This window comes from Salinirubrum litoreum (assembly GCF_020567425.1).
GTDB lineage: Archaea > Halobacteriota > Halobacteria > Halobacteriales > Haloferacaceae > Salinirubrum > Salinirubrum litoreum.
This window is the reverse complement of the sequence record NZ_JAJCVJ010000002.1, coordinates 200,932-215,966: the sequence shown is the minus strand read 5'-3', so window position 1 is coordinate 215,966 and position 15,035 is coordinate 200,932. Positions and strand designations below refer to the sequence as shown.

The 15,035-nt window shown below is 66.5% G+C and carries 14 protein-coding genes; 2 read left to right on the top strand and 12 right to left on the bottom strand.

Annotated elements, in window-relative coordinates; genetic code table 11:
- Nucleotides 1–3: 3 nt before the first annotated feature.
- Nucleotides 4–1,485 (bottom strand): AMP phosphorylase, encoded by a 1,482-nt coding sequence (locus LI337_RS09745; RefSeq protein ID WP_227229653.1) that lies wholly within the window; start codon nucleotides 1,483–1,485, stop codon nucleotides 4–6.
- A gap of 208 nt (nucleotides 1,486–1,693) precedes the next feature.
- On the opposite strand from LI337_RS09745, the gene LI337_RS09740 reads away from it, so the two are divergent.
- Nucleotides 1,694–2,242 (top strand): DoxX family protein, encoded by a 549-nt coding sequence (locus tag LI337_RS09740; protein ID WP_227229652.1) that lies wholly within the window; start codon nucleotides 1,694–1,696, stop codon nucleotides 2,240–2,242.
- A 30-nt stretch (nucleotides 2,243–2,272) separates the two neighbouring features.
- Here the strand turns inward: LI337_RS09740 and LI337_RS09735 are convergent, their stop codons facing one another.
- Nucleotides 2,273–3,742: a DHH family phosphoesterase gene (locus LI337_RS09735; protein WP_227229651.1), complete on the bottom strand. Its 1,470-nt coding sequence runs from the start codon at nucleotides 3,740–3,742 to the stop codon at nucleotides 2,273–2,275.
- A 198-nt stretch (nucleotides 3,743–3,940) separates the two neighbouring features.
- Here LI337_RS09735 and LI337_RS09730 point away from each other — a divergent pair, with 198 nt between their 5' ends.
- On the top strand, nucleotides 3,941–4,336 hold the full coding sequence (locus LI337_RS09730) for a DUF7522 family protein (RefSeq protein ID WP_227229650.1): 396 nt from the start codon (nucleotides 3,941–3,943) through the stop codon (nucleotides 4,334–4,336).
- 28 nt (nucleotides 4,337–4,364) lie between these two features.
- Here the strand turns inward: LI337_RS09730 and LI337_RS09725 are convergent, their stop codons facing one another.
- Genes LI337_RS09725 through LI337_RS09680 form a run of 10 tightly spaced genes read right to left on the bottom strand, consistent with a single transcriptional unit; the run spans nucleotide 4,365 to nucleotide 14,321 of the window.
- On the bottom strand, nucleotides 4,365–5,876 hold the full coding sequence (locus tag LI337_RS09725) for an NADH-quinone oxidoreductase subunit N (RefSeq protein WP_227229649.1): 1,512 nt from the start codon (nucleotides 5,874–5,876) through the stop codon (nucleotides 4,365–4,367).
- Entirely contained in the window at nucleotides 5,877–7,406 is a 1,530-nt protein-coding gene (locus LI337_RS09720; RefSeq protein ID WP_227229648.1) for a complex I subunit 4 family protein, read from the bottom strand.
- The gene (gene nuoL, locus LI337_RS09715; RefSeq protein WP_227229647.1) at nucleotides 7,403–9,448 is read right to left on the bottom strand and encodes an NADH-quinone oxidoreductase subunit L; all 2,046 of its coding nucleotides are present in this window, start codon (nucleotides 9,446–9,448) and stop codon (nucleotides 7,403–7,405) included. Before nuoL ends, LI337_RS09720 begins: the two co-directional genes overlap by 4 nt.
- 1 nt (nucleotide 9,449) lies before the next feature.
- Nucleotides 9,450–9,752 carry an NADH-quinone oxidoreductase subunit NuoK gene (gene nuoK, locus LI337_RS09710; RefSeq protein WP_227229646.1) on the bottom strand — a complete coding sequence of 101 codons (303 nt, stop codon included), beginning with the start codon at nucleotides 9,750–9,752 and terminating at the stop codon, nucleotides 9,450–9,452.
- Complete coding sequence (locus tag LI337_RS09705; protein WP_227229645.1) at nucleotides 9,752–10,108, bottom strand: NADH-quinone oxidoreductase subunit J; 357 nt, start codon at nucleotides 10,106–10,108, stop codon at nucleotides 9,752–9,754. Before LI337_RS09705 ends, nuoK begins: the two co-directional genes overlap by 1 nt.
- Entirely contained in the window at nucleotides 10,105–10,365 is a 261-nt protein-coding gene (locus LI337_RS09700; RefSeq protein WP_227229644.1) for an NADH-quinone oxidoreductase subunit J, read from the bottom strand. The genes LI337_RS09705 and LI337_RS09700 overlap by 4 nt, the downstream gene beginning before the upstream one ends.
- 47 nt (nucleotides 10,366–10,412) lie before the next feature.
- Entirely contained in the window at nucleotides 10,413–10,874 is a 462-nt protein-coding gene (locus LI337_RS09695; protein ID WP_227229643.1) for a NuoI/complex I 23 kDa subunit family protein, read from the bottom strand.
- Nucleotides 10,871–11,944, bottom strand: a complete 1,074-nt coding sequence (locus LI337_RS09690) for a complex I subunit 1/NuoH family protein (protein WP_227229642.1) — start codon at nucleotides 11,942–11,944, stop codon at nucleotides 10,871–10,873. Before LI337_RS09690 ends, LI337_RS09695 begins: the two co-directional genes overlap by 4 nt.
- A complete protein-coding gene (locus LI337_RS09685) occupies nucleotides 11,944–13,620 on the bottom strand; it encodes an NADH-quinone oxidoreductase subunit D (protein WP_227229641.1) in 1,677 nt (558 codons plus the stop codon). The genes LI337_RS09690 and LI337_RS09685 overlap by 1 nt, the downstream gene beginning before the upstream one ends.
- Nucleotides 13,617–14,321 carry an NADH-quinone oxidoreductase subunit B gene (locus LI337_RS09680; RefSeq protein WP_227229640.1) on the bottom strand — a complete coding sequence of 235 codons (705 nt, stop codon included), beginning with the start codon at nucleotides 14,319–14,321 and terminating at the stop codon, nucleotides 13,617–13,619. The genes LI337_RS09685 and LI337_RS09680 overlap by 4 nt, the downstream gene beginning before the upstream one ends.
- Nucleotides 14,322–15,035 lie beyond the last annotated feature (714 nt).

Below are 15,035 nucleotides of genomic sequence, written 5' to 3'. Positions count from 1 at the left end.
GACTCAGACGTGTTCGACCAGCGCCTCGTCGCGGGTCCGGACCCGGACCGCCTCCGACTTGCGCTGGAGCCGTTCTGCGTCCGACAGCTTCGCCGCCGACTCGGCGTAGATCGTGAACAGGCGGTCGCCCGTCTGTACCTCGTCGCCGACCCGGCGGTGGAGGTCGATGCCCGCACGCTTGTCTCTCGGCGCACCCGCCCGGCGGGCGATGTCGCTGACGAGGCGGTTGTCGACGTGGGTGACGACGCCGTCCCGCGAGGCGCTGACGGTCGTCTCGTGGCGTCCGGGCGGGAGGTCGTCGAGCGTCACGTCAGGGTCGCCACCCTGTGCCGCGACGATGTCGCGGAAGGTCGCCAGTGCGCGACCCGACCGGAGGATCTCCGTCGCGTCCACGTCCTCACGGCCACAGCAGTCGAGCAGTATCTCGGCGAGGCGGACGCTCTTGAGACGGAGTTCCTCGGGCCCGTTCCCGTCCAGTGTGGCCAGAACGTCGCGGGCCTCCAGTACGGGACCGATCCCTCTGCCGACCGGCACCTCCCCGCGCGTGATCGCACACTCGATCGTCATCCCGAGGTGGTCGCCGACGCGGACGAAGTCGTCGGCCAACTCGCGGGCCGCGTTCAGGTCTGCGACCTTCGCGCCCTCGCCGTAGGGGATGTCGACGATCACGTGCGTCGACCCGGCACTCCGCTTCTTCGAGAGGACCGACGCGATCAGTTGGCCGTGCGGGTCGAGCGAGAGGGGCATCTCGGCGCGGATGATCTTGTCGTCGACCGGCGAGAGGTTCACCCCGCCGCCCCAGACGAGACAGCCGTTCGTCTCGGCGACGATCTCGCGGATCTCCTCTGTCGAGAACTCCACGTCGCAGAACACCTCCATCGTGTCGGCGGTGCCGGCCGGCGACGTGACCGCCCGCGAGGAGGTCTTCGGGATGGTGACGCCCGCCGCCGCGACGATGGAGACGACGATCGGCGTGACGCGGTTGCCGGCGACCCCGCCGATTGAGTGTTTGTCGGCGACGACCGGCACGTCCCACGAGAGGTGGTGGCCGGCGTTCGTCATGCACTGGGTGAGGTGCATCGTCTCCGCGAGCGACAGGCCGCGGGTGTAGGTCGCGACGACGTACGCCGCCAGTTCGATGTCCGAGAGGCGGTCCTCGGCGATGTCGGTGACGATGCGGTCGATCTCGTCGCGTTCCAGTTCGATCCCGTCGAGTTTCTTCCGGATGTAGTGGACCGCGTCCGGGTGTGGCGCGACCGTCACCTCGACCGTGCCGGAGACGTGGCCCAGTCGCCGCGTCACGCCGAGTTCCCCTGCTGGGACGAGTTCGTCGGTCGTCTCGACGATGCCGACGCCCCGGCCGCCCGCCCACGCGAGTTGCACGCGGTCGAGTGGGTGGACCCCGAGTTCGGCGGCGTCGTCGCTGTTCACCAGCACCGTCGGCGACCGCGTCCCGATGTCGATCTCGCGGGCAGTGAGTTCCATGCCACCACACTACGTGACCGCGGGACAAAACGCTCACGCGGCCCGCGGTCGGGGCGACCGGTGAGCACGCGGTCGGACGAAACCGGGTGCCGAGACGCTCTCGTTCACTCGATCCTAACCGCCGAGACCGACGGTTCTCGGGGGGTGAGAACCACGTTTCGGTTATAACCCCTGTGGGGGCGTCGGTGTAGTTGTTAGGTGAAACACGATGTCTACTGCAAACACATTCGAGAGCAGGATCGCGGGCGTGACCGTCTCCGGCGAGGCCCACAGCCTCAGTGCGTGGTTCGTCCTCGCGCTCCGACTCATGATGGGGATCGCCTTCACGTACGCCGGTGTGGCCAAGATCGTCGAACCGTTCGACGCCCGTGGCTACCTGCTGTACGCGACCCCCGAGAACGGATCGCCGCTGGCGGACCTGTTCGTGACGATGGGATCGAGCGACCTCTTCGTCGCGTTCGTCAACCTCGCGGTCCCGTGGGGTGAACTCCTCATCGGTCTCGGGCTGATCGTCGGCTTCATGACCCGCATGGCCGCCTTCTGGGGCGCGTTCATGATGCTCATGTTCTACTTCGGGAACTGGGACGTGGCCCACGGCGTCATCAACGGCGACTTCGCGTACATGCTCGTGTTCCTCGCGGTCGCCGCGTTCGGCGCGGGTCGGATCCTCGGCCTCGACGGTATCGTCGAGAAGATGGAGGTCGGCGGCGTCCCCCTGACGGAACGCTACCCGATCCTCGACTACGTGCTGGGCTGATCGCTCCGCCCACCGCTCCGCTTCTTCTCGTCACTCGCTACTCGACTCGGAGAGCAACGGATCGGTCTCGTTGTCGTCCGCCGGGACCGCAGCGAACGACGACACCGTCTCGAAGAACCGGCCGTTGATGTTCGCCGCCACAGCAGTCTCCAGCGTCTCGTTGAGCCCCTCGTCCACGTCGGCCCAGATGCCGAGTGGAATCTGTGCGCCGGCCATGTCGGCGTGTCCGCCGGCACTGCCGATCTGGTCGAAGGCGTCTCGCAGGACCTCGCCGAGGTCGATCGCAGAGCCACGGGCGCGGCCCGAGGCGTAGACGGTGTCGTCTAAGATCCCGTGGACGAGTACCACGTCGAGTCCCTCCATCGCCAGCAGTCGGTCGGCGGCCTGCGCCAGTGCGTCTCGGTCGTGGATGCGCCCGACGCCGCTGGCTCCGACCGACCCACGAACCTCTCGGTTGCGGATCGCCTTCGCCGTCGTCGCCAGCACCTCTGCGCTCATGCTCGGGGTCTCGACCCGATCCAACACGTCCGGATCGACGAACGGGAGCAGGAACGCCGCCGCCTCGAAGTCACGACCGGAGACCTCCCGCGTGAAGTCCTTCGTGTCCACCCGGATACCGTACAGCAGGGCGGTCGCGGTCGTCCGGTCCGGATCGATGCCGAGTCGGTCGAGGTAGTCCACGAGCAGTGTGCTCGTCGCGCCGACCTCGTGCCGGAGGTCCGGGAACCGGGCGTCGACGGGGCCGCGCGGCGGATGGTGGTCGATCACGACGTCCACGCGCGTCTCCTCCGGGAGCCCGTCGTTGACGCCCGGTCGGGAGTGGTCGACCAGCGCGACCCCGCCGTACGCTGCGAGGGGGTCGTCTCCCCGCTCCAACTGGACCAGATCGAGGTCGAGGAGGTTCACCAGCGCGCGGTTCTCCTGGTGGGAGATGTCGCCGAAGTAGCAGGCGTCGCCGGCGACACCGACCGACTGGGCGATCCGGACGAGCGCGAGTGCGCTGGCGATGGCGTCCGGGTCCGGGTTGTCGTGGGTGACGACCGCGAGTCGGCCCTCGATCCCCCGCAAGACGCGGAGCAGGCGCGTCACGCGGTCGGCGTCGTCGCCGGTCGCCAGCGCGGAGACGCGGTCGGCCAGCAGTCGCTCGTGGTCCAGTACCCTGTCCGCGACAGAAGCGAGTGCGTCCCGGTCGGCGTCCGTCGGGTCGATGCCGGTGTACGCGACGACCATCGCCTCGGGGAACCGGTCGCGGGCGATGCCGGCGGCGGCCCGGTTCGTCGCCGGGTCGTCGTCGCCGACGAGCACCACGTCGACGGTCTTCGGGTACGCGGACGGGTCGGTCGGCTCCGCCGTGACCGCGTCGACGTTCTCGTCACGGAGGGCGGTGACGCGGCGCTCGTGGGCGTCCACGACGTGGAGGTCGCGGGCACCGCGTTCGACGAGTCTGTCGATGATCGCGTGGCCGACGGTGCCACAGCCGAGCACCAGTCGCGTGACCATATCCGACGGTGGGTCCGCCACGGGAAAACCCTACCGTCACGGGCGACTCGCCGGTTCGTGATCGACCGCATCACCGAGTCGTCACCTACCGACTCGACTACTCCCGGACTCATCGAGTCCCGGACGGGGGCCCCGACCGGCCAGTCCACGGCGGACGCCGATGGAATTATTATCGCTTCGTCTGTGGTACTAGTTAGCATGGACGAACAGGACGGACTCGTGGACGACGCACTGGCAGAGCAACTGAGAGCCGCCTGTCGGACGGCGGTCGGCGACAGTCTCCGCAGTGTGACGTACTTCACGCCGACGGCCTTCGAACAGCTCTACCTGCGGGCAGACCTCCAGTCGGACGCGGACCTCGCGGGCTTCGTCGAACACGAGTCGGACGGCTTCCACGCGACGACCGCCTACCGTGGCTCGGAACTCGGTGACTACGGCTACACGGTGCGCGCCTTCGAGAACGGCTTTCTCACCCGACTCACGGTCGGCGACAGCGGCGTGTTCGTCACCACCGACGGCCTGACGATCAGACGCTCCGAGGAGGTCGCCGAGGCGATCCGGTCGGTGTTGGCGGAACCGGTCACGACCGACTGAACGAGACGAACGAAAAGAAGGACCCGAATCAGAACAGCGCGGCGGCGACGGACTGGCCGGTCTCGACGACCGGACCGATCCCCGGCAGGAGCAGCATCGTGCCGACCGCCGCGAACAGCACCGCGACGTAGAGCCCGGTCGGGCGACTACCGATCTCCAGGTCGCCCGACGGCTCCTCGATCCACATCGCCTTCACGACGCGACTGTAGTAGAACAGCGACAGCGCGCTGTTGATCGCACCGACCGCCGCGAGGAAGACGAAGCCGTTCTCGACCGCGCCCAAGAAGAGCGCGTACTTCGAGAAGAACCCGCCGAAGGGCGGCAGGCCGGCGAGCGAGAACATGAAGACGGTCATCGCCACGCAGGCCATCGGGGCCTTCGTCGCGAGACCGTTGAAGTCCTCGAAGGTGCGGCCGACGTCCCAGTACTCCGTCAGGGCGATGAACAGGAACGCGCCCGTGTTCATGAAGCCGTAGACGAACAGGTGGGTCATCGACGCACCGAGCACGTCACCGTTCTGCCCGCCGGCCGTGAGGGCCGCGAGACCGATCAGCGCGTAGCCCGCGTGCCCGATCGAGGAGTACGCGAGCATCCGCTTCACGTTCGACTGGGTGGCGGCGGCGAAGTTCCCGAGCGTCATCGTGACGACCGCGAGAACCTGGAACGCCAGCACCCAGTCGATCCCCATCGGGACGACCTCGCCGACCGGGAACGCGGTGACGAACACGCGGAACGCGACCGCGAACCCGGCGGCCTTCGAGGCCGACGAGAGGAACGCCGAGACCGGGGCGGGTGCGCCCTCGTAGGCCTCCGGTGCCCAGAAGTGGAACGGGACGGAGGCGGTCTTGAACGCGAAGCCGCCGGCGATCATCAGCACGCCGATGCCGGCGATCCCGACGAACTGGTCTGCGCCCTGCAGGCCGGCCGCCACGTCACCGAGCACCAGCGACCCGGTGACGGCGTAGATCAGGCTGATCCCGAAGACGAAGACGGCGGAAGAGAGTGCGCCGATCAGGAAGTACTTGAGGCCCGCCTCGACGCTCCCCCGGTCGCGCTTGAGGTACGCCACGAGGACGTACGAGGGGAGCGACGCGAGTTCGAGGCTGACGAAGACGGTCGCCAGCGAGTTCGAGGCGGCCATCAGCGTCATCCCCGTCGCGGCGAAGAGGACGAGCGTGTAGAACTCCGCCTGGTACTCGCGGTCCTTCAGGTAGTCGTACGCGCCGAGACAGACCATCGCGGTGACGGCGGTGAAGATGGCCATGAAGAACAGGGCCATCCCGTCGACGACGACCGCGTCGCCGAACAGGTAGATCGGCCCGCCGGTGCCCTCCTGTCCGGTCCCCGCGAGGAGGAACCAGCCGGCGAGACCGAGTGCGACGACGGCCCCGACCACGGAGGTCCCCGCGAGGACGAGCGCGTTCTTCGAGTCGGGGTCGATACTGTCGATGACGAGCAGGACCAGCGCCGTCGTCGCCAACACGAGCGTCGGCGCGAGCGCGGCCCACTCGGGCAGCGTCGTCTGGAGTGGTTCGAGCATCTACAGGACACCTCCCAGGATGGGGTTGACGGCCTCTTGGATCATCCCGAAGAACAGGTTCGGGGCGACGCCGAGGGCGATGACGAGCACGAGCAACACCGCGAGCGGTGCCACGTCGTGCATCGCGGCCTCACGCACCTCGTAGTCCGTCTCCAGCCGGAAGGAGCCGAACAGCGTCCGCTGCATCGCGAAGAGCAGGTAGCCGGCGACGATGACGATGCCGAACATCGCCAGCCCGGTCGCCAGCGCCATCCCGTTGCCCGCGATGATCGTGGACTCGAAGGCCCCCTTGAAGATGAAGAACTCGGCGGCGAAGCCGGCCATCAGCGGGAGGCCCATGTAGCCGAACGCGCCGGCCACGAAGATGCCGGAGGTGATCGGCATCCGGTCGGCCATCCCGGACATGTCGCCGACCATCCGGGTGTGGGTCACGTTGTACATGACGCCGACCGCCATGAACATCAGCCCCGAGATGAGGCCGTGAGCGACCATCTGGAACGTCGCGCCGCCGACCCCGTAGGTCGTGTACGCGACGAGGCCGAGGATGACGTACCCCATCGAGGAGACCGAGGAGTACGCGACGATGCGCTTCAGGTCCTCCTGTGCCAGCGCGAGCAGTGCGCCGTAGATGACGCTGATCACCGCGATGGCCGCGATGGGCACCGCGAGGGCGGTGGCCACGTCCGGGAGCATCGTGAAGTTGAACCGGAGCAGGGCGTAGGTCCCCATCTTCAGGAGCACGCCCGCCAGCATCACCGACACCGGCGTCGGTGCTTCGACGTGAGCGTCCGGCAGCCACGTGTGCAGCGGCGCGACGGGCACCTTCACGGCGAAGCCGACGAACATCGCCAGGAACGCGGCGGTCCGCAGCGCACCCGCCGAGAGGCCGGCGAAGGAGCCGACTTCACCGGCCCGCGTCGCCTGCGCGATGGCGGGTAAGTCGAACGACGACACCGAGTCGCCCAGGCCGAAGACCAGCGCGACGAAGCCGATGAACATCACGAGCGACGCGATGTTCGTGTAGACGAAGAACTTGATCGCGGCGTACTTCCGGCGCGGGCCGCCCCACACGCCGATGAGGAAGTACATCGGGACCAGCACGGCCTCCCAGAAGACGAACCAGACGAAGAAGTCCAGCGCCGTGAAGACGCCGAGCAGGTTCGCCTCCATGAACAGCATCAGCCCGTAGAACTGCGACTGTCGGTCGCTGATCGGCGTCCACGCGCTGACGATTGCCAGCGTCGTGAGCACCGTCGTCAGGACGAACAGTGGCAGGCTGATCCCGTCGACGCCGGTGTGCCACGAGAGCGTGTAGCCCGCGAGGTCCAGCCACTCGACGGTCGTCTCGAACGCGATGTCCCCGCCGAGCAGGGCGTTACCGGTCGCGTCGTACTGTGCCCACATCCAGAGGCTCCCGAGGACGGGAACGACGGAGAGCGCCGCGGCGGCCTTGTTCGCGTACTCGTCGGGGAGTGCGAACGTGACCAGCGCGGCGACGAACGTGAAGGCGATGAGCGCTTCGATGATCATACGAACCAACCTCCCATGACGCCGAAGACGACGAGTAAGGCGGTCAGCCCGGCCACCAGCAGGAAGGCGTTGTTGCTGACGACCGCAGACTGGATGCGCTTGATGCGCTCACCGGACAGCAGCGACACCGAAGAGACGCCGTTGACGACGCCGTCGACGACGCCCTGGTCGAACTTGTCCGCGACGCGCGCGACGACACCGTGGGTCGTCTGTGCGATCCAGACCTGGTACTCGTCCTGATAGTAGTTGTCGAACAGTACGGTCTTGACCGGGCCGAGCGCGGCGGTGTGCTCGGTCGGCTCCGGCACGTTGTACAGCCGGTACGCGAGTCCGGCACCCGCGAGCGCGAGTCCGAGCGAGAGCGCGACGCCGATCAGCAGGGTGCCGACCTCGCCGCCGATGTAGCCGGCCGAGTAGCCGGCGAAGTCGTGGGTGAGCCCCTCGGAGCCGGTGTAGTAGTGGACCGTCAACTCGGTGATGCCGCCGTCGAGCCAGTCGTGCAGGAAGTCGATGTTCGCACCGGTCAGCTTTGCGACGGGCACCATGTTGACGAAGCCGGTGACGCCGGCGAGGACGCCGAGCACCGCGAGGGGTCCTTTGACGTTCCAGCGCACCGAGACCGGATCGCGCGCGGCGTCGGTCCGGGCGTCACCGTGGAAGGTGAGGAACACCATCCGGAAGGTGTAGAAGGCCGTGACCGGCACCGCGAGCAGACCGAACGCGTAGCCGACGAGCAGGAGCGGCGACCCGCCCAGCCCGTGGATGAGCGTCTCGTAGAGCACCTCGTCCTTCGACCAGAAGCCGGCGAAGGGGAAGATGCCCGCCAAGGCCAGCGACCCGGCGAGGAACGAGTAGTAGGTGACGGGCATCTTGTCCTTCAGCCCGCCCATGTTCCACATGTTCTCGTCGTGGTGCATCGCGATGATGACCGACCCGGCACCGAGGAACAGCAGGGCCTTGAAGAACGCGTGCGTGAGGAGGTGGAACGTCGCCGCGACGTAGCCACCCGCACCCAGCGCGAGCATCATGTAGCCGTACTGCGAGATGGTCGAGTACGCCAGCACCTGCTTGATCTCGTTCTTGACGACGCCCATCGTCGCCGCGAACAGCGCCGTGAACCCACCGACCAGCGCGATGATTCCGAGCGCGGTCGGGGAGATGGCGTAGAAGCCGTACATCCGCGCGACGAGGTACACCCCGGCGGCGACCATCGTCGCGGCGTGGATGAGCGCAGAGACGGGGGTCGGACCCTCCATCGCGTCCGGGAGCCACGTGTGCAGCGGGAACTGGGCGGACTTGCCGATCACGCCACCCAAGACGAGGAGGCCGACCACCGTGAACCACGTCGCCGGGTCGAGTCCGAAGAACGTGGTGACGGTCGTCTCCCCGAGCAGTGCTTGCTCTGCGAGCACCGGGAACGCCCCCTCGCCCGCGAACCGCGCGGTGCCGAAGGTGGCGAACACGGCGACGACGCCGATCAGGAAGAAGTAGTCACCGAAGCGGGTGACGAGGAACGCCTTCTTCGCCGCACTCGGCGGTCCCTCCTCGCGGAACCAGAAGCCGATCAGGAGGTACGAGCAGAGCCCGACCAGTTCGAAGAACATGAACGCCATCAGCAGGTTCGACGCGATGACGAACCCGAGCATCGACGCGGTGAACAGACCGAGACCGGCGTAGTAGCGCGGCAGGCCCGTCTCGCCCTCGTCGTTCATGTAGCCGAGCGAGAAGACGTGGACGAGCAGTGCCACGAGCGAGACGATGATCGCCATCATCGCGGACAGCGGATCGAGCAGCAGGCCGAAGTTCAGACTGACCGTGTCTGCTCCGACGCCTGCGGCCCACGTGTAGATCGTCTCGTTGTACGTCGCGCCGCCCGCGACGGTCAGTGCGACCCAGATCGAGAGCAACAGCGACCCGGCGGTCGCCGCGATCCCCGCGAACGCGCCGCCCTTCGGCATCCGGTCGCCGAGCGCGAGCGCGATCACGAACGAGAGGAACGGCAACAGCGCGATCGCCGGCGCGAAGTCGAATGCACCTGCCATCTTACCACCTCATCGTCGTGGCCTTGGCCACGTCTACGTCCTTGAAGTTACGGTACAGTACGAGGATGATACCGATCCCCACGGCGACCTCGGCGGCCGCCAGCGCCATCGTGAACAGGCTGAACGTCTGGCCCGTCACGTTCCCCCAGTAGTAGGAGAAGGCGACGAGGTTGATGTTCGCGGCGTTCAACATCAGTTCGACCGACATCAGGAACAGCAGGGCGTTCCGCCGCGTGAGCACGCCGGCGACGCCGATACAGAAGACGGCGGCCGCCAGCACGAGATAGTACTGTGGCGGCACCATCACCGCTCACCGTCCTCGTCGTCGAACAGCTTCTCCTTCATCCGGCGGCCACCGTCGGCGAGGATCGTCTCGCCCTCCTCGCGCTTGGCGAGGTGGACCGCACCGTCGAGTGCGACGTCCAGCGTGATCGCGATGACGAGAAACGCGACGAGGAAGCTCTCGCCGCTCACGTCACCGAGATCGAGGTTGAACATCGCGTAGCCGATACTCGCAGTGATGTTCGCACCCTCGCCGAACCCCTGCGGGTCCGGGAACGGCGTCCCGAGGAACACGACCGTCATCACGCCGAACAGCGCGGCGGCGACGAGGCCGGGGAGCAGGTGTGATCCGAGTTTCAGTTCCGGCTTCGTCGTCATGTACCGGTCACCTCCGGGTCGGGACGTGTCAGCATCACGGCGAACGTGACGAGGATGAGGACCCCGCCCACGTAGACGAGGATCTGCATGGCCGCGAGGAACTCGGCCTGCAACATCACGTAGTGCACCGCGACGCTCAACAGCGCGCCTCCCAAGAGGAGTGCGGAGTGCCACACGTCCTCCACGAGGATGACGCCCAGGCTGCACCCTACTGTGACGAGGGCGAACAGCGCGAACGCGATAGTTTCGTAGACCATTGTTAGAGTTCTCCTTGAGGTATCCCTTTGTAGATTTCGAGACGCTCCTACTGGTAGTCGATCTCGCCGTCGCCCTCCCCGATCCACGCGTTGCGGTCGGGTTCGCGGGACTCCAGCGGGTCGATGTCCTTGTACCACGGAACGTTCTTCAGTTGTTCTTTGTTGTAGACGAACTCGTGTTTCGCGTCCGCGGTGAACTCGAAGTTCTGCGTCAGCAGGATCGCGTCCACCGGACAGACCTCCTCACACAGCCGGCAGTAGATACACTGGCCGATGTGGAGGTTGTACTGCTCGCCGTTCCGCTTGTCGTCCTGCACGATCTGGATCGTGTCGTTCGGACAGACGTTCTCACACTGGCGACACCAGATGCACCGCTCCTGTGAGAACTTGTGGACCCCACGGAACCGGGGGCTGACTTCGGGTGCCACGTCCGGATACTCGACCGTGAACGTCTCCCCGTTCAGTGCGTTCTCCATCGTCCGCGCCATTGATTTCAGAATCCCGATCATACGATCACTCCCACGATGATGGCCGTGAGCACCAGGTTGGCGAAGGAGAGCACGAGCAGCCCCTTCCAACCGATCTCGATCAGTTGGTCGATCCGCACGCGCGGCACCGCACTCCGCGCCCACTGCGTGAACAGGTAGACGCCCCAGATCTTGACGAGGAACCAGACGAATCCGGGGATGAAGCTCAGTTGTGCGATGGGTGCCGACGGCCCACCGAGGAACAGCGTCGCCGCGATGGCACCGCCGAGGAAGATGTGGATGAACTCGCCGAGGTACAGGAGGACGAAGTAGACGCTGGAGTACTCCGTCATGTACCCGCCGACGATCTCGGTCGGTGCCTCGGGGATGTCGAACGGGTTGCGTCCGACCTCCGCGAGGTTCGCCACCATGAACAGCACGAACGCGAACGGGTTGACGAACGCGAACCAGCCGTTGACCGAGATCGGCCCGATCTGGATCAGCGTCCCGGTCTGGGCCGCGACGATCTCGCTCATCTGGAGCGACCCGGCGAGCAGCACCGCCGAGACCGCAGTCACGATGAGCGGGATCTCGTAGGCGATGTTCTGTGCGACCGCGCGAAGCCCGCCCATGAGCGAGTACTTGTTGTTCGAGGCGTAGCCGGCCATCAGCAGGCCGAGCGAGGCGATGGAGGCGGCGGCGAAGACGAACGCCGCGCCCGACTCCGGATCCGCGAGGTGGATCCCGTTACCCATCGGGATGACGGCGAAGCCGAGCATCGCAGAGAAGGGAAGCAGCAGCGGCGCGATCTCGTAGGCGGGACGGTCGGCACCCTCGGGGATGATGACCTCCTTCGAGAGGAACCGGACCGCGTCCGCAACGATGATCAGCAGGCCGGCCGGCCCGATCCGGTTCGGCCCGATCTTGCCGACGAACGCGCCCATGATCTTCCGCTTCGCCCACGGCCCCGCGATCGCGGCCGTGATGAGCAGGATGTTGGCGATCAGGAACGCGCCGATGAGGCTGGCGACGATCTCGCCGAGCGTCCCCGAGAGACCGAGGCCGTTGGCGATGGCGTCCGGCAGGGGTGCCTGCTGGAGAGCCACCGACATTACCGATCCACCTCACCGAGGACGATGTCGAGACTGCCGAGCGAGGCGATCATGTCCGGCACGTACTCGCCGTTCGACATCTCGGGGAGCGTCTGCAGGTTCGAGAAGCACGGCGACCGGATCTTGAAACGGGCCGGCTGTTCGGTGCCGTCCGCACGCATGTAGATCCCGAGTTCGCCCTTCGCGCCCTCGACGGCGCTGTAGATCTCCGTGTCGTCGTCCGGCCGGAGCGTCCGGGGGACGTTCGACTGGATGTTGCGCTCGTCTTCGGGCCAGTCTTCGAGCAGGTCGACACACTGCTCGATGATCTTCGCGGACTCCTCGACCTCGCGCATGCGCACGAGGAGGCGGCTGTAGTTGTCACAGCCGTCCTCGACGGCCACGTCCCAGTCGAGTTCGTCGTAGTAGCCGTAGGGGTCGTCACGCCGCAGGTCGTAGTCGACACCCGACCCGCGAGCGACGGGACCGGTCGCCCCGTAGCTCTTGGCGACGTCCTTCGGCAGGACGCCCGTGTTGACGGTGCGGGCCTGCAGAATCTCGTTGCCCGTGACGAGGTCGTGGTACTCCTCCAGGCCGGCCGGGAGTTCGTCGAGGTAGTTGCGGATCTTGTCGAAGAACTCCTCGCGCGGCTCCGGGAGGTCCCAGACGACGCCGCCCAGGCGGAAGTAGTTGAACATCAGCCGCTGCCCGGTCAGGTCCTCGAGGATGGACTGGACCTTCTCGCGGTCCCGGATGGAGTACATGAACGTCGCGGTGAAGTCGCCGTAGATGTCCAGCGCGAACGTCCCCAGTGCGAGGAGGTGCGCCGCGATGCGGCACAGTTCCGCGCCCATCGTCCGGATGACCTGCGCGTACTCCGGCACGTCGATGTCGGCCATCTCCTCGATGGCACGCGCGTAGGCCCACTCGTTGAGCAGGCCCGCCGAGATGTAGTCCCAGCGGTCCGGGTACGGCATGATCTGGTAGCGGTAGTTGCTGTTCTGGGCCATCTGCTCCTCACAGCGGTGGAGGTAGCCGATGTCCGGTTCCACGTCGGCGACCTGCTCGCCGTCCAGCGTGGTCTTCAGGTGGAGGACACCGTGGGTCGCGGGGTGGTGCGGCCCGATGTTGACGAACATCGTGTCGGTGTCGTCCTCGGCCTTGTGGTCCTCCTGCAGTGGGTTCGCGTGTTCACGCAGGGGGACGATCTGCGGCCGATCCTGGTCGTAGTCCATCGCCAGCGGGTGGCCCTGCCACGTCTCGGGCAGGAGGATACGGCGCAGGTCCGGGTGCTCCTCGTACTCGATGCCGACGAGGTCGTACGCCTCCCGTTCGTGCCAGTCGGCCGTCCGGTAGACCGGTTCGGCGGTCTGGCTGACCGGGTGCTGCTTGCTCGTTGGGACGACGACGGAGATACGCTGGGTCGGGTCGTCGTACTGCTTGAGGTGGTAGATTGACTCGTAGCGGTCCTCGTACTCCTGTGCCGTCACACACGAGAGGTGGTCGAAGCCGGCCTCGTCGCGGAGACGGAACAGGACGTCCTGCACCTCGTCGGGGCGGATGACGAAGCCCGGCGCGTTGACGTGGTCGTCACGCGAGAGGACGTGGTCGCCCAGCAGGGCTTCGATGTCGTCGCCGTCGAGCGGTTCGTCGGCGACCAGTTCGGTCGCGTCCGGTTCGGGTTCTTCGAGGCTCATGGGGAATCAGCCCAGTTGTACCGCATGACGAGGTCGTCCTCGTCGATCTGCGCTGCGAGTTTCTCGACCACTTCGTCGCGGTCGAGGTCGCCGAACTCCTCGAGTTCGTACGGTTTCACGACGACCGGGGAACTCTCGCCGTTGGCGACGCGCTCCTGCAACTTGGCGACGCCGTAGACGAGTGCCTCGGGGCGCGGGGGACAGCCGGGGATGTGGATGTCCACCGGGATGACCTCCTCTGCGCCCTTCACGACGTTGTACCCCTCCTGGAACGGGCCGCCGGAGATGGTACACGAACCCATCCCGATGACGAACTTCGGCTCGGGCATCTGGTCGTAGACGCGCTTCATGCGCGGGGCGAACTTCGAGACGATCGTCCCCGGCACGATGATCACGTCGGCCTGTCGCGGCGACGCACGGGGCACACCCGCGCCGAAGCGGTCGAGGTCGTGCTTGACGGCGTAGGTGTGCATCATCTCGATACTACAGCAGGCGATGCCGAACTGTAGCATGAACATCGACGACCCCCGCACCCAGTTCATGAACTTGTCGAACTTCGTGAGGATGAACGGCGAGGAGCCGAACGCCTCCCGGAGCTTCGAGTTGAACCGGTCGTCCAGTGCTTCGCCTAAGCGAGCGTCCTGGGTCGCGGTCTGTACCTTGCTGGTGTCTGTTTCGAATGGTGTTTGCTCGCTACTCATGGTGGTCCTTCGGTCGGTGATCGGTGAACGGTGCCAGCGGGCCGTGTCCGCAGAGAGGCCGCGACGGCGACAGCCCGACGCGCCGCCGCGTCGAGACGGAGAAAACACGGGCACTCCCCGCGTCTCCCCAGGTGCCAGCCGGACGGCAGACTACTCGCGTGTGAACGCGCCTGTCTGGTGGTCGCGGTGAGCGAAGTCCGAGTGACATCGTGGGGGGTGCACCTTCCGGCGTGGATTACGGGTGCAGTACAGCGGGTCGTTCGTCCGATCCCATAGCGGTCGGCGGTTAGTAAGCCGTCCATATAAGAGTTGATACCTGTCCCGTCGGGCCGCATCGGGGCCTGAGACGGGTGTACGCGCCGAATTCGGGAGTTGGGTTCGCAGGGGTCTTTCGGCCGCCTCACGAATCTTCCTGATCGACGCCGAGAATTCGCCAGCCAGAGGTGGTGATCCTCCTCAACGAATCGGACTTCCAACCACGGTCGCGTGCGCTGTCACAACCGACCGCAGTTGCGTGCGTCTTCACTTTCCACCGCAGTTGCGTGCGCTTTGACCGAGTCGGGTGGGACTGAAAGGGGCCGCGCTCTCGGTCCCTCCCGGACGATGTAAGCACTGGACTGATCGAGGGCGCGGAGCGAAGCGACGCGCCCTCGTGAGGGAAGCGCGCAACGAGTCCCGGAGGGCCGAGAGCGCGGGGGCTTTCACCTCTCGTTG

Bases quoted from the DNA above. Each gene is read 5' to 3' on its own strand.
- LI337_RS09700 (WP_227229644.1), bottom strand. From the start codon at position 10,365: ATGGTCTACGAAACTATCGCGTTCGCGCTGTTCGCCCTCGTCACAGTA.
- nuoL (WP_227229647.1), bottom strand. From the start codon at position 9,448: ATGGCAGGTGCATTCGACTTCGCGCCGGCGATCGCGCTGTTGCCGTTC.
- LI337_RS09685 (WP_227229641.1), bottom strand. From the start codon at position 13,620: ATGAGCCTCGAAGAACCCGAACCGGACGCGACCGAACTGGTCGCCGAC.
- LI337_RS09730 (WP_227229650.1), top strand. From the start codon at position 3,941: ATGGACGAACAGGACGGACTCGTGGACGACGCACTGGCAGAGCAACTG.
- nuoK (WP_227229646.1), bottom strand. From the start codon at position 9,752: ATGGTGCCGCCACAGTACTATCTCGTGCTGGCGGCCGCCGTCTTCTGT.
- LI337_RS09705 (WP_227229645.1), bottom strand. From the start codon at position 10,108: ATGACGACGAAGCCGGAACTGAAACTCGGATCACACCTGCTCCCCGGC.
- LI337_RS09740 (WP_227229652.1), top strand. From the start codon at position 1,694: ATGTCTACTGCAAACACATTCGAGAGCAGGATCGCGGGCGTGACCGTC.
- LI337_RS09735 (WP_227229651.1), bottom strand. From the start codon at position 3,742: ATGGTCACGCGACTGGTGCTCGGCTGTGGCACCGTCGGCCACGCGATC.
- LI337_RS09720 (WP_227229648.1), bottom strand. From the start codon at position 7,406: ATGATCATCGAAGCGCTCATCGCCTTCACGTTCGTCGCCGCGCTGGTC.
- LI337_RS09745 (WP_227229653.1), bottom strand. From the start codon at position 1,485: ATGGAACTCACTGCCCGCGAGATCGACATCGGGACGCGGTCGCCGACG.
- LI337_RS09695 (WP_227229643.1), bottom strand. From the start codon at position 10,874: ATGATCGGGATTCTGAAATCAATGGCGCGGACGATGGAGAACGCACTG.
- LI337_RS09680 (WP_227229640.1), bottom strand. From the start codon at position 14,321: ATGAGTAGCGAGCAAACACCATTCGAAACAGACACCAGCAAGGTACAG.
- LI337_RS09690 (WP_227229642.1), bottom strand. From the start codon at position 11,944: ATGTCGGTGGCTCTCCAGCAGGCACCCCTGCCGGACGCCATCGCCAAC.
- LI337_RS09725 (WP_227229649.1), bottom strand. From the start codon at position 5,876: ATGCTCGAACCACTCCAGACGACGCTGCCCGAGTGGGCCGCGCTCGCG.